General features: G+C 61.5%; 6 protein-coding genes and 1 pseudogene. 2 read left to right on the forward strand and 5 right to left on the reverse strand.

What is annotated here, in order from left to right:
* Positions 1–885: 885 nt before the first annotated feature.
* Positions 886–1,272, reverse strand: coding sequence for a hypothetical protein (locus OH491_RS05340; protein ID WP_334319558.1), 387 nt, complete (start codon positions 1,270–1,272; stop codon positions 886–888).
* Here OH491_RS05340 and OH491_RS05345 point away from each other — a divergent pair.
* On the forward strand, positions 1,271–4,198 hold the full coding sequence (locus tag OH491_RS05345) for a sensor histidine kinase (protein WP_334319557.1): 2,928 nt from the start codon (positions 1,271–1,273) through the stop codon (positions 4,196–4,198). The genes OH491_RS05340 and OH491_RS05345 overlap by 2 nt on opposite strands.
* Positions 4,199–4,236: 38 nt before the next feature.
* On the forward strand, positions 4,237–4,899 hold the full coding sequence (locus OH491_RS05350; RefSeq protein WP_068771971.1) for a response regulator: 663 nt from the start codon (positions 4,237–4,239) through the stop codon (positions 4,897–4,899).
* A gap of 147 nt (positions 4,900–5,046) precedes the next feature.
* On the opposite strand, the pseudogene OH491_RS05355 reads toward OH491_RS05350, so the two are convergent.
* From OH491_RS05355 to OH491_RS05370, 4 genes and pseudogenes are all read right to left on the reverse strand, one after another.
* Positions 5,047–5,700, reverse strand: a pseudogene (locus tag OH491_RS05355) (alpha-L-arabinofuranosidase C-terminal domain-containing protein); the annotation flags it as partial.
* A 22-nt stretch (positions 5,701–5,722) separates the two neighbouring features.
* A complete protein-coding gene (locus tag OH491_RS05360) occupies positions 5,723–12,031 on the reverse strand; it encodes a beta-L-arabinofuranosidase domain-containing protein (RefSeq protein ID WP_342750902.1) in 6,309 nt (2,102 codons plus the stop codon).
* A gap of 77 nt (positions 12,032–12,108) precedes the next feature.
* Positions 12,109–13,563 (reverse strand): glycoside hydrolase family 28 protein, encoded by a 1,455-nt coding sequence (locus tag OH491_RS05365; protein ID WP_068771968.1) that lies wholly within the window; start codon positions 13,561–13,563, stop codon positions 12,109–12,111.
* Positions 13,564–13,665: 102 nt separating this feature from the next.
* Positions 13,666–14,901, reverse strand: coding sequence for a DUF4982 domain-containing protein (locus OH491_RS05370; RefSeq protein ID WP_342750903.1), 1,236 nt, complete (start codon positions 14,899–14,901; stop codon positions 13,666–13,668).
* Between the last annotated feature and the right edge of the window lie 37 nt (positions 14,902–14,938).

The following is a 14,938-nucleotide window of genomic DNA, read 5'->3' on the forward strand; positions in this document are numbered from 1 at the left end:
GACCGGCCCCCCGGCGTTCACCGGGCCGGCCAGCACAAGCGTGCCCAGGCCCCGCTTTGTGAGGCCGTTCGTGCCGATGGCCGGCAGGGCGAGCGTGGCGTTGGCCTCGGCGGGCAGGGTCACGGTTATGATGGAAGCACTGGCGGCCTCGAGCCCGAGCGTCCCCGCGCCTGTGATGAGCCAGCCGCCCGGATAATCGGTGTCGGTGTCGCCGAATGCCAGCGAGCCGACGGTGGCCGAAACGCCGAGGTTTACGGTGACGGTGCCGGACACATCGAGTGTGTCGAATTTTGCGGCGCCACCCGCACCGTCGGCAATGACGCCGCCCTGCCAGTTGGCCGAATCACCCCAGTTGCCGCCGGCCGGCTGCGTCCAAATGCCGTCGGCGGCGCGCGCGGAAAACGAAAAAAGCCCCAGCGGGAGCAAGATGGCCAGCCGGAAGGCTAATGGGAGGCGAGGAGTATAAATTGACCATAAAACGCAAATAATATCGAGTTACCGCTGGGAACTCCGCGCGGTGCTTTCGCAAGCGGCGCGGGCGGTCGATGTGCAGGAGTTTATCGTTGGCATACGCATGTGCATGATGAGTTGGGTTTAATTAAGGTGATAAATTAGGAGACAAAGGCTGCGGCACCAGGCCCAAGGCACGACGCGACGTTGGTTGCCGTGCCGGTGTTTGCCGTTTTTACGGACATCCGGCCCGTCAAAATCAATTGCAGTAGAAAACGGTTCGTCGTTATTCTCAATGGCTGGAAACACGCAAAAGCGCGCTGCGGAGCGCATGGAGGGTGGCTGCGCCGCCTGTTGAAGTTAATAAAACTGATTTTTGAATTAAAATGGTTTCCCTCCGCCCCCTCTGGGGAGATCCCCGGGCAACCACGGATTTCATTTCAGCCATTGAAAATTGCGAAAAACCAGCAACTTGGGTTGAGTAACATGGATGCACGAAGGTTTGCAGGGGGCCTTTGGGGAGATTGAACCCTGTGATATTAACAGAATGCCATCGGGTGTATGCATCCCTTGTTTAAGGTATTTTTTGCCCCTTGCCCCCGTCATCGGTCGATGAACTTTATTTTCCCCCATGTCGCCCGTGATATCATTTTTTCCCCCTCGCGCCGTTTCGCGGCTGTTAAGAACCTTCCGGCTTCCTTCATCCATCCGACGCGCGGGTCCGGTTTTCGCGATGCTGGCAATGACATCGCCGTTATATACAATTGGCGCGCCGGCCTGGAGCCGAAACGACTCCCTGCTCTTCACGGGGGAGTTCGTCATGTCAACATGGCATGGCGAGGGCGGCCTGCCGCACAATGTCATCAACGACGTGGTGCGCGATCCGCGCGGCTTTCTGTGGCTGGGCACGCAGGGCGGAGTGGCGCGCTTCGACGGACGATATTTTATTGATTATCCCATGCCGGACGAGTTCGCGCAGGGCCGCCACGAGATACGCGCGCTGGCCGTGGAGGACGAGCGCACCCTGGTGATGCTCACGGGGCACGGAAAGCTTGTGCGTTTGCGAGACGGCAAATTCGAACCGCACCCGGCCGACGCATTCCAAGGGAATTCATCGGCCGTGGATCTCGCGGTCGATGAAATGGGCGCCCTTTGGATAGGCACGATGGCCCCCGTTTCCCTCATGCGCTGGGACGGCCGGCGCATGGAAACGTTCGGGCCGGAATCGGGCATAGGGCGGCGCAGCTCGCGCTTTTGCATCGTGCCCGACGGCAAGGAGCGCACCTGGGTGGCGAGCGGCGAATTCCTGGGCTGGTATGACGCGGACGGCCTGCACCGCCACGAGCCGCTGCCCGACTACTCTGTCATGGCCGCCAAGGCGCGCGACGGCGGCCTGTGGATTGCAGGCCGCGACAGACTCGCGAAATTTGAGAACGGAAACTTGAGCATCGTGCTGGCAGGCCCGGACTGGCCGGCGGCGCGAGTCGGCATCCAGGACATCTACGAAACCTCCGACGGCGTGCTCTGGCTGGCAACCCGCCGTGATGGCGTGCTCCGGCTGATTGACGGCAAACTGGAACGCCTGCCCTTGCGGCACGACCGCGTCGAGTCAATCAACGAGGACACCGACGGCAATGTGTGGCTCGGCACGAATGGCGGCGGGCTCATCCGGCTGAAGCGAAAACACCACGTGCTTATAAACTCGGCGATGGGCATGCCCAAGGACGCCAGTTCCTCCGTCACCGAGGACGAGACGGGCGCGCTGTGGTTCGCCAACCAGTCGGGCGGCGTGGTGCGCATCAAAAACGGCCTGACGCTCGCGATTCCCACGGAATCTGGCGGCATCCCCTACGCGAGCAATATTTGCGCCGACCAGCGCGGCACCGTCTGGATCGGAGCGCTGGATGGACTCTACTCCGCGGTGGTGCAGGCGCACGACGATGCGCGGACGCTGCGGCGCCTCGAAATCAACATCGCCGGTGTGCAGACGCTTTTTTGCGCCCGCGACGGCGATGTCTGGACAAGCTGGAGAAACGGGCGCCTCGGACGGCTGCGCGACGGGAAATTGCGCGAATTCACGAACAAGGAAGGATGGCCCGGCAAGCGTATCGCCGGTGTCATCGGACGACAAGGCTCCTGCGGCCCGGAGATCTGGGTTGCCACGAATTACGGCCAGTTGCTCAAGCTCGCGAAAGACGGTGAAAGCTTCGAGGAGCAACCGCTCCCGCCCAGACTGAAAACCACCCATATTTACGCGTGTCATATGGATGCCGCCAATCGATTCTGGCTGGCCACCTCGGCCGGCCTGCTGCTTTGGGATGAACCAAAGCCGATGCTCTTCACCTGCGCGGACGGGTTCCCGGACGACATCCTTTACCAAGTCATCTCCGACGACCACAACCGCCTTTGGCTGAGCAGCCGGCGCGGCATCTTCTGCGTCGAAATCGACAAACTGCTCGCCGCAAAATCAGGGCCGGGCCGCCCGGTTTCCGTCACCCTTTTTGGCCGCGACGATAATCTCGAAGGGCTCTCCGGCATGATCGGCGGGCAGCCCATGACTTGGAAAGGCCGCGACGGGCGGGTGTGGTTCGCGACCTATCGCGGCGTGGCGGGCTTCGACGCCACGGGGTCATCCATCGAGACGGCCGGGGAGCCGCCGGTTTACATCGACAGCCTGTCCGCGAACGGCGTTGCTATTGCCATCCACTCCGACAACAGCCAGGAGCCCTTGCGCATCGGCCCCAATGCCATGCAGGTCGAGTTCTCGTTTGCCGCGCTGAACTTTTCATCGCCGGAACGCATGCACGTGCGCCGTGTGCTGGAGGGGTTCGACCTGGACTGGATCGACGCCACCGGGGAGCGCTCCTGCGTGTATTCCCGCCTGCCGCCCGGGAAATACGTTTTCCGCGTCGAGACCATGGGCGGCGGTGCACCGGGATCGCAAAGCTCGCTCGTGATCGAAGTCGCAGCCGCATGGTGGCAGACCGGCTGGTTTCGCGCCGGCATCGCCCTGGTCATTGTCTGCGCCGTGGCCTGGGTTGCGCGTCGCGTCTCGAACCGCATACTCCGGCAACGCCTGCGCCGTCTCGAACTCGAAAAGGCCCTCGACCGGGAACGCGCCCGGATCGCCCGCGACCTCCACGACGAACTCGGCAGCCGCATGAGCCAGGTGGGGTTTGTCGCGGACTCCGTCTGCCGCAAGGCCGGCGATCCGCGGCAAAAGGAGAAACTCTCGGAACTCGTCACCCAGTCGCGCGAGCTCGTCGAGGACCTTCATCGCATCGTGTGGACTGTAAACCCACAAAACGACTCGTGGCAGCGGCTCGCAGCCTACATATCACGCTACACCCAACGCCTCCTGCATGACACACCCATTACCTGCACCATTGATGGAGTGGACGCCATTCCCGATATCCCCGTGACCCCCGAAATCCGCCATCACTTTGTTGCCATCACAAAGGAAGCACTGAACAACACGCTCAAATACGCGCAGGCCGACCACATCAAAATCCAGATGAACGCCGACAATGGACACTTTAAAATGAGCATCAGCGACAACGGCCGCGGCTTCGATCCGGCGGCGTTGCGGAAAGACGACCACTACGGCCTGGAAAACATGCGCGAACGCATGGCCGAGGCTGGCGGCCGGATAGAAATCAAAAGCCAGCCGGGTGAAGGCGCCCAAATCATGCTCGACATATCCCTGCAATACCGACCGCCCCACCCCATCCCCGGCAACGGCGGTTGATTCTTATTCCCCCAAAAAAACAAACAAAAAATATCCCAATGCCCATCTCAGTTGCCATAGTCGAAGACAGCGCCGCATGGATCGAGGAGCTCGAACAGGTCATCGCCCGGGATTCCGGGCTTCAACTCACATGCACGTGCCGCCGCATGCGCAGTGCGCTCGAACGGATCCCTCCCCTCGCGCCCGACGTCGTGCTCATGGACATCAATCTGCCCGACGGCTCGGGCATCGAGGCCACCGCCCGGCTCAAGGACATGCTGCCGCGGATCGAGGTGCTCATCTTCACCGTTTACGAGGACACCGAGGAGATATTCAAGGCCCTCGAAGCCGGTGCGAGCGGCTACCTGTTGAAACGCTCCTCGGACGTCGATGTCCTGAATGCGATCCACAACCTCATGAAAGGCGAGGTGCCGATGACCGGTGAGATCGCGCGCAAAATCATACAATCGTTCCAGAAAAAACAGCCCATCCCGAGGGAATACATAATAAATGAAAACCTGACGCGGCGCGAAATGGACATCCTGCAAGCGCTGGCCCGCGGGCTCTCGATGAAGGAAATCGGCAGGGAATGCTCGATCAGTCCCGGCACGGTGAACTGCCACTTGAAAAACATCTACGCCAAACTCCACGTCCACTCGCGGATGGAGGCCGTGATGAAATTTCTCGGTGATCCCCATCCGCTCACGCGGGTCCAAATGTAATTTCCAAGGCCATTGAGAGAATACTCGTTTTCACGAGAGCTTCCAAAAATTCTTTTTGCCGCAAAGAGGCATTAGCCCGGAACGGATCCGAGGCGGGAAATCCCAACGGCAGCAAGGCACCGTGCACAAAGTGAGAATCCCATGAGTTCATCCGTTTTTCATTTGCTTGATTCGGATTACCGTCAGCGAGCGGGCGGGGGCCTCGCAGTCGAATAGTTCGCTGATTTTGATTTGCGTGGTCACGGGGAGAAGTGGCGTTGGATTCCCGGGTGTATTCTCGGCTTTCGGGTCGCCGGCCAAAACGGTTTTGACCGCCCCGGGGATGAAATTTTTTGCGCCGCCGAGCTTTATGCGGAGTCCCTTCACGGTGTCGCCGGGGTTGACCACCTTAAGGATGAGGTCGCCGGTTTTGCTGTCGCGCACCATGGAGAGCGCGACTTGGTCCGCCACGCCAGAGTTGCCCGCATGCGTATCGAGCCAGGTGTCGCCCGCGTTTGAGCCAAAGAGTTTTTGGACGTGGTAGTTGATTGTCGGATACACATGGGTGTTGGTGAAGTAGACGAGATTGGGCGTCCATTGCGTGCGGCCGATTTTCGCGCGAAGCGGAGCGTAGGAGGTGAGGCGGACGATGTCGCCGTTGCGCTCGAGTTGTGTCATGTAGGCGGCCTCGGCGAGCGCGGCGCGGAGTGTGCTTTTGCGGGCGATGTCGTGCGCGGCGTATTCGCCGACGTAGACTTTTGCGCCTGCGCGGTCGTAGCTGTCGTAGCGGTGGAGGTTGTCGAGAAACCACTTTGGCGATTTGTAGGGATGTGCGGTTTCATTCTTATTCCCGTGTTGTTTCGGGACGCATCAGGCGCAGGTCGTAGACGCCGCCGACGAGCGAGCCCGGCTCGGCGATGAAGCGAATCCTCAGCACGCCGTTCTCCGCCTTCGCGAGCAAGTCGGCGGGGATGACGTAGCGTTTATCGATGAACCGGTCGCGCGCGGAGCCGTTCAATGCCTCCTCCGAGAGAAATTTCCCGTTGGCGGTGATCTGGAACCGGCGGTTTTGGTCCCCGCCCCAATACGTCACCACCAGATCGACCGCTTTCTCGTCGCGCGTTTGGAGGGTGTATTCAAACCATTTTCCGTGGCGCCAGACGCGACCGCGGAGCACGCCGGTTTCCGTGTCCTCTCCGGCAAAGGCATGATCCACCTCGGGCTGCTGCTCGCCGATGGCGACGGAGTCAAGGGTGGCGGTTTCGCGGGCGAGCTTCACGCGTTCCTCCGCGGCGAGCTGTTGTTTTCGTCCGGCGAAGTCCTCCGGTGACGTGAGATGCCAATACATCTGGTAACGTGAATCATGCAGGCGGAAGAACGGCATAAGCGGCAGGCCCCCCGCCGATGCGGGCTCAACGATGTCCACGAGCCGGAAACGCAGCGGACCGGCGGCGGAGTCGGACTTCACATGGTCGGGCAACGCGTCCGGGGTCGTCAGCAGCGAAGGCATTTGATCGAGCGGGACAAGCCGCCCGTTCGGCTTGTGGTCGCCCCGCCCGGGACCGGCGCGCAGGCCATCGAGGTCATCCGTGCCAGTCGGGGCGGCGAGCAGGATCGGCCCGCGCAGGATCGCATGCCAGGGCGAACCGTCCGGCAAGGCTTCCGCCGTGGTTCGCATGGGAAGCTCCAGCTCCACGCGATCACCATCGCGCCATTCGCGGCGAATCGCCGCGTAGGACGACGGCTTTGATTTCACCTCGACCGGCCTGCCGTTGACCCGGACGGCGAATGCATCCTCGGCGACCCAGGCAGGGTGCCTCAGGTGGAGGGCGAAGGTCGCGGGGCGATCAAGTTTCAAAGACAGGCGTGTGCGCTCCTCGTCGGGGAAGGACGTTTCCTGTCGCAGCGTGAGGCCGGAGTCCGCGACGGTGAGTTCGGAGGCGATGAAGAGATTGACGTAGAGACCGTCGCCCGCCTGCGCGTAGATGAACTGGCCGTATTTGCCGGGGTTTTCCATGCCGGTGCCAACGCAGCACCAGAAGCCCTGCTCCGGCTGGGAATACACACGGTAGTGTCCGGGACGAAGCGGCGTGAAGTAAACATAGCCCGGATGATCCGGGTGGATCGAGGAAAGGATGTGGTTGAACAGGGCGCGCTCGTAGTAATCCGCGTAGGAGGCATCCGGCGAGGAGGAGAAGAGCTGCTCTGTCAGGCGCAGCATGTTGTAGGTGTTGCACGTCTCGGGACCCTCGCGACTTTCGATCACGGGCAGGAAGTTTTTCGGATCGTTGAAATGTTCTGCCACGCTGTTGCCGCCAAACGCGACGGAACGGGTGCGGACGACGGTTTCCCAAAAAAAGCGCGCGCCCGAACCGCCCTCCTTGTCCCCGGTCAGCGCCGCAATGCGTTCGAGGCCGATGACCTTGGGGATCTGGGTGTTCGCGTGTTTGCGGGTGAGTTCGTCCTTGTGCGCAATCAGCGGGTCGAGGACCGCGTGGTGATGGAAACGCCGCGCCGCGCGCAGGTATTTTTCATCGCCAGTCATCACATGGAGGTCGGCCAGCACCTCGTTCATGCCTCCGTGCTCGGCGCCCAGCATGTCCTGCATCTGCTGGTCGGAAAGGCCGGATGTGACGCGTTCGGCCCAGTCACCCAGCCGGATCAACAATTCGCGCGCCTTCCCGCTGCCGGTGCCCGCGCAAGCGTCGCGCAGCCCGGCAAAGGTCTTGTGGATGTTATACCACGGCACCCACTTGCCGTTGATTTCAAAGCGTTGCGCCTGGAATCGGCCGGCGGCCAGATCGGCCCAAAAGGCACGGCCGCCCGGGATGCCGCCGATATAGCCGTCGCCGTTTGCCTTCTGGCAGCGTTCAAGCTCGGCCAGCATGTAATCGAGGCGGCGCTGCAACTCGCGCCCGGGCGTGTCGGCACCCGAGGCGATCATGTTGGCCAGCGCGGCCAGATAGTGTCCGGCGGTGTGGCCGTCGAGCCCGATGTTCTCCCAATTCTCGTAAGACGGGGCGCGTGGCTCGAGTCCGGCTTCGCGCAGAAAGGGGGCAAGCAGCCGGTCGGGGTTGTGCGCCAGCAGGTAGGCGCGATTGGCCGCGATGGCTGCGGCAAACGGACTGCCTTCGAGCAAGCGCACGGAGGTCAATGGACAAAGCGTGACGGAGCGCGCCGGAGTCTTTGCGCCGGGCGGGGCGGCGACGGGGTTGGGCGGCCCGGGCGAGCCGCCCATGCCACTTGCCCCGCCAATCGGGGGCACCGTTTTCAAACCGTCCGCATCGGCGGTGCCTTTTGCTATTCGGATTGGCTTGATGGAACCATCCTCATTATAAGAAAGCGGCTCCACACAAACACGGCGCTCCCAATTGCTGGGGCCGGCGACATGGTGGAAAAGATACCACTGGCCTTTGAATTCCGTGATCGAGCCGTGGATGTTGAGCGAGCGATTGTCCAGTATTTCTCCCTTGTATTCCCACGGCCCCAATGGACTTTGGGCCGTGCTGTAGGCCATCACATTGGCCTGCCCTTCCCGGCCTTTCGGCCGGATCGGATAACTCGCATAATAAATGCCCTTTCGTTTGTGAACCCACGCGCCTTCGTAGAACTTTGGCATGTCCAGCATCTGAATCGGCCCGTCGCGGGTGATCATGTCCTCCTTGAGCTTTACCACGCCAAGTTGATAGGCGCCGCCAACGTAGAGATACGCCTGCCCGTCGTCGTCGATGAAGACATTCGGATCGATCATATAGCGGATGCCTGCTTCGTTTTTCTTGACCAATGGCTGCCCGAGCGCGTCCTTGAACGGGCCGGTGGGGGAATCCGACACCGCCACCCCGATCTGCCCGCCGGCGGGAAAATAGAAATAGTATTTGCCGTTTCGCTCGATGCAATCGGGGGCCCATGCCTCCGTATCCGCCCAGGCGATGTCTTTAAGGCTGGAAATAACGCCGTGATCGGTCCATTTCACCATGTCCTCGGTCGAAAAAACATGCCAGTCCACCATGCCCTTCCAGTTTCTGGCCCCGGCGGCGTCGTGCGAAGGATATATATAGAGTTTCCCATCAAAAACGCGGGCGGAGGGATCGGCGTGGAAATCCGGCAGAATCGGATGCCGGGCGGGGGCCGGCATTTGCCCGGTGGGCCGGCCGATCGCGGGCTGGACGGCAGGCGTGTCGATCGTCTTGCCGTCGGCGGCGGCCCCGGCAGCGGCAGGCAAAGGGTTGGGAGCCGGGGCGAACCGTTCCATCGGCGTCAATGCCACCGGTCCGAGCAGGCCCGAATCGCGCGGCGTCCATTTGGCGGCGCTGAAGTTTCCATCCGCCCCGCGATTCTTCGCGATGCGCGCCGGATAATTGATATTGTAGAATTTCTTCCAGCCCGAATCGCGCCGGTCGAGGTCGGCGATGCGGTTCACGGCGAGATTCGTCACCGCGATCTCGAGCGTGTTTTGCGCGGCGAGCAGGCCGTCCGGCAGCGTGAGTTGGAAAGGCGGCGAGAACAGCACCGCGAGTTCGCGGCCGTTGAGCGTCACGCGCGCGCTTTCCCCCACCCTGCCGAGATCAAGCCGCCACGCCGTGGCGCGAGCAGCCGGACGCGCAAATGCGATTCTATACACCGCAGTGCCGGAGAATGCCTGGCAATCCGGGCCTTCGAGTCTGGTCCACGATTTTAGCTCAGGCATTTTCCGCGCCGCAGGCAGCGTCGGTCCGCCGGATGTGAAACGCAGTTCCCATTCGCCCATGATTGGCTCCGGAGTGCCCGCCGTTTTCCAATACGGAAAATCGGGGCCTTCTATCGGCGTCGTGAATGACTTCACGATCACTGATTCGGCGGGTGCGAGCCGCAGAAAAATTTCCGGACGGCCGCCGGTCCCCGTGCGCAACGCCGCGCGCCCGCGCTCAGCGCGCAAGGCATCGAACAACGCTGCGGCGCGCGTGCCGGCTTGCAGCGGCACCCAGCCTTCGAACGAGTTTTCGCCTCGGTTGAGCAGGAAATAGGTGTGGCCTTTGCCGTGCACGCGCCGCTCGAAATGCAGCCCGCAATCAACAAGCGATTCACGGGCAACCCCGGCGCGGGCGAGCAGTTTTTCCAGATCGCGGCCAAGCAGCAGGCGGCCTTTATCCAGCGGGGAGATCGTGATGCCGTCCGACTCCGTCGCGCCTTCGCGGAACGTTTTGATATTCGCTTTGAAAGCTGCGCGCCGCGCTTCCAGTTGTCCGAGCCCGGGCACATCCTCCGGAAAGCTTTTGAGGAACACGATTGTCGCACCGGCTTCGGCGAGGCGACGCAGTTGCCGCAGTGTTTCAAGCGGCATGAATTTCATCTCCGGCACGAGCACGACGCGATAGCGACTGCCGCCGGTCACGAGAGCGCCGTCGCGCACCTGCACATCCGCGAGGAGCCGGTCGGTGATAAAATCGAACGCATAACCGCGATCCAGCAGCTCTTGCGCGACGGTCTGCGTGCTGCCCAACCGTCCGCTTTGGGAAAAGTGCGGCATCGCGCCGTTGCCGCGTTGGGACCAGATGTCGTGAATCGGAAAGTAGAACAGAATGTCGTTGCCCGGTTTGTCCGCTTGCAGGAATGACTGCACGCGCGCCACGTAGCCGTTGAGCGCGGCGGAATCGGCCCAGATCGGGTTCGCCGGGTTCAACTCCACCGAAGCGTAGAACTGGTGCCCCGGCCAGGATTCGTCCGGCGGGGAAAACGCGGTGCCGTGGTAGCAATTAAAATTCACGCCGCCGAGGAACATGAGGTCCACGCGCCGCTTGATGTCGTCGAGCGTCGAGACCCAGTGCTCATCGAGCCATGTGGCTGTCTCGGCGCCGGTCAGAGGCTTGCCAGTCACGTGCGCCGCGGATGAGGCGAGTTTCATCCCGACGATATTCGTGCCCTCGGTTTCCGGAATGCCGCTCGCCGCGTAGAGGTCGATGATGTTGGCGGGCGAGCCGTGCGCCTGGTTGCGAATAACCGCGTTGTGTGTGGCGGCCCACTTCGCCCACGGCACGGTGAACTCATCGAGCAACAAATCGGAGATCGTTTCGCGATGATCGGAGATCACCCGGGAGTTTTTTTCTTCCGTGTCGTTTCCAAGGAATGCGGGCAGCTCATCACGCAGATCGTAGCCGCGGCGGCGTTTGAATTCGTCGAAGAACCGCGGCGTCCAGTTCGCTTCGCCGCTGGCGTCATCGACTTCGTAGGAATCGTTGAAATAGGCGCGCAGCCGGTTGGCGCGATGGTTCGCGTAGGCCTCGTCGAAACGCTTCAGATAGTTCGCAAGCGAGGCGGACGAGAAGTGATCGATCACATCGCCCTCGCCGCCGGGACCGGCGCGCTCGACCTGCTTGCCGTGCCAGCCCATGAACACCGCGCAAAGTGTCCAATCGCCTTCGGGCGCGGTCCAGTCGAGCCGGCCGTCCGCATCGACCTTGTCGGTGAGATTGATTTTTTGATCTCCCGATGCCGAATATGCGACGAGCGCCTGCAACTGCAATTTTCTGGGAAACCGCGCCTGATCGAGCGCGAGATCCTGAAGGTTGGTGTTGGATGCGACAGGGTCCTTCAGTTCGGAAATATCGGCGCGGCGACGCCCCGCCACACGCACGAGCGGCTGGTCGGTGGCGGTGATTTTTTCCGCAAGCCGCAGACCGCTTTTCACGGTGTAGGTTTTGGTGACGATGTGGCGCGCGGCATCCCGGGCATCGACCCACGGTCCGCCAAAGGGCCAGCCGTTGCCTGTCGCCATGTCGATGCCGAGATCAAGGCGCTGCGCTTCGTCGAGCACGTGGTCGAGCAGATCCATCCACTGCGGCGAGAGATATTGCCTGAAACGGTCTTCCTGTCCGCGAACGCCGTAGATGGGGGTGATCTCAAGGCCGCCAAGTCCGGCCTTGGCGTATTTTTCCATCTCGGAGGAAAAATCCTCCTTCGTGCCGATGGAGCCAAGCCACCACCAACGCGTCCACGGCTTGGTCTGCGAGGTGATTTCCGGCCAGTCCAGGTCGGAGGCGGCGGGCGAAGGCATCGCAAGCGCGCCGAGGAGAAGCGCGACGCACGACGCGCGGAGGGCGTGGTTAAGTATCCCGGCTTTATCGGGTCGCGGATATTGTGCATCCTGCGCGTGAGTTGTGCGGGCGGGGTGGCTCATGATTGTGCGGGAATCCATATAAAAATCGAATTTTTGGGATGATAGATGCGAAAGGGCGTTTTTTAATATGCGCGGGGCTACCTGTTCGGATTGTCCTTGTCGGGCTCCTCGAGGAATGTGCCGATCGTGATGTTTTTCTCGGTTATGTTTTCGGCGTGTTCATAGCGGTTTTTCTGGCCGCGAGCGGTGTTGATGGCGATGTTGTCGAGCGTCACGTTTTTCACGGGCATATCCTTGTCGCCAAGGATGCGGAATGGCGTAAGGGTTTCTCCGGCCTTTATATTTCTCATGGCGATATTGCGGATCGGGGTGAGCCGCTCCTCGTAGGCGGGGACGAGTTTGCGCCATTGGTAGAGAACGTCGGTCTCGATGCCGAGCACGCCCATCCTGAACCGGGCGCCGGCGGCGTCGATGTTCTCCACCGTGATGTTTTCCACAAAGCCGCCGCGCCGGCAGTTGGTTTTAATATAGAGGATGTTGAACGGTTTTTTGTCTTTCGGCTCGAAGCGGCAGTCATGCACGTAAACATTGCGGACGCCCCCGGAAAGCTCGCTGCCGATGGCGACAAGCTGGTGTCCGTTGAGGACGGTGCAGTTGCGGATGACGATGTTTTCCGACGGCGCGTTCAGCCGCCAGCCATCGTGGTTGGTGCCCGATTTGATGGCGATGGCGTCGTCGCCCTGGTCGAAGGTGCAATTTTCGACGAGGAGGTTGCGCGTGCCCTCGGGATCGATGCCGTCGTTGTTGTGCCCATGGGCGGAAACATTGAGGTGGCGGACGACGACGGAATCGCAGAGCAGCAGGTGGATCGTCCAGAACGGGCTGTTGCGGATGGTCACGCCCTCGATGAGGACGTTGTTGCAGCGGTTGAACTGGATGAGCTGGGGACGAAGGTTGTTCTCGCCCTCGGCCATCTGGCGTTTTTCAACGGGCACACCGGTGGAGCCCATGGTATAAAGCCGCTTGAGCGCCTCCATGTGGGCCGGCGGGCGCGAAGACCATCTTTTCCATGTGTCCATGCGGGGCTCGATTTTGCCTTCGCCGGTGATGGCGACGTTTTCGCAACGGAACGCATAAACAAGGGGCGAGTAATTGAAACACTCCCATCCCTCCCAGCTCGATTGTACGGCGGGCAGGTAGTCCTGCGGATTGTCGCTGAAGGAGAGGACGGCGTCCTTCGCGAGGCGGAGGTTCACGTTGCTTCGCAGGTGGACGGAACCGGTCAGCCACACGCCGGCGGGGATGACAACGCGCCCGCCGCCGGCATCATGGCAGGCGGCGATGGCATTGCGAATGGCCGCGGTGTTGTCGGTTTGCCCGCCGGCCCTCGCGCCAAAATCGGTGATGACAAAGTCACGCCCGGGGAAAACCGGCACCCGGACTGGCTGCATGGGAAACGGCGCTTTCACGTGGATCTCCTCATGGCGGATTTCATCATCACCGGATTGGGAGGTAGCGGCTGGCACAAGATCAGCCTTGATCGTCAGCGGCACGACAGTCCAGAGCAGGATGGGGATAAACTTTGCTTTCATTCAGTTTGAATTTTATAAATGGGACATGAAGCGCACGGGCGCGCGCCTGAAACGTCCGCGGCATCCCATGGGGCAAAGGCAGGAATATATTCTGGCTTATCATCATTGGCCTGTGGTCATCAGTCTTTTTTTCGCGCTTTTCAGACCCGGGACGGACGCCGTGATTGTCACTTCCCCGGGGACCAGTCCGGCGCGGAGGATGGCGAGCGCGCGGCCATTGTGCAGCATCCGCTTGTTCCCGGCGAACAGTTCGTCGCTGCGATGGTCGCCGTTGTCCACCGCGATCAGGCGGGCCGCGCCGGACACCTCAAACGTCACCTCTCCTGCGGCGTCCGGCACTTCGCGGCCCTCGCGGTCAACGGCGCGCACTTTCATATACTGCAAATCAAGCCCGTCGGCCCGCCATGCGCCGGTTTCCGCCTCGAGCCGCAGCGCGACGGCTTTGTCCGTGGTTTCAAGTTGATGGCGGGCGACCTCCCCGCCGCCGTTGCGCGCCACGGCCACCACCCCGCCCTCGCGGTAAGGCACGTCTTTCCAGAAGATGGCGTTTCGCCGCGCCGGGTCGTCAATTATATTCTTTTGGACGCCGAACGATTTTCCGTTTATAAACAGCTCCACCTCCTCCGCGTTTGTATAAGTGACCAGGTTCAGCCTGGCACCCGACGCGCGGTTCCAATGCGACGACATGGGCATTTGCCCCACCATGACATCGTTCCACTCGATGCTTTCCGCCTCCCTGTCCACCACCCCGATGCGCACCAGCGGCGTGTCGTCGAACATACTTTTGACAAAATAAGCCTGCGGGAGAGGTTCGAGCGAGTGGTCGAAAAATGAATAATTCCAGCCCTTCGCCGGCCAGCCCCTCGACTCGCCCCAGTATTCGATGGCGCCCCAGTAGGCCAGCCCCACCACCTTGCCGAGATCCATGCCGTAGTAGGCTTTGCCCATTTCGCTGGTCGCGGCCTCGCTCTGATAAAGGATCAGGTGCGGGAATTGTTCGGCGTACTTGGGAAACGCCGGATAACGATAATTATAGCTGGCGATGTCGGTGACCACCGACAATTCGGGCGGCTCGACAACCACGTTGAAACTCGGGTCCTCCTTGGTCACCGCGTTTTTGCGCGCGGGAAACATGGCCACGGTGGTCTTGCGCGTCGGGTCGTGGCGTTTCGCCAGCACGTCGAGAATACGGTAACCGGTCACGCCCCAGTCGCCGGTGGGAAACCCTGTCCACTCTTCGCGGACTTGCAGCTCGTTGCCGAAACTCCACATGATGACCGAGGGGTGGTTGCGGTCGCGCTTTATCCATTCGGCGACGGCAGCGGGCCAGAGCATCATCCACGGGATGCGCCCGCCGGCATACTGCTGCGACCGT

It is taken from the genome of Termitidicoccus mucosus, from assembly GCF_038725785.1.
Classification (GTDB): domain Bacteria; phylum Verrucomicrobiota; class Verrucomicrobiia; order Opitutales; family Opitutaceae; genus Termitidicoccus; species Termitidicoccus mucosus.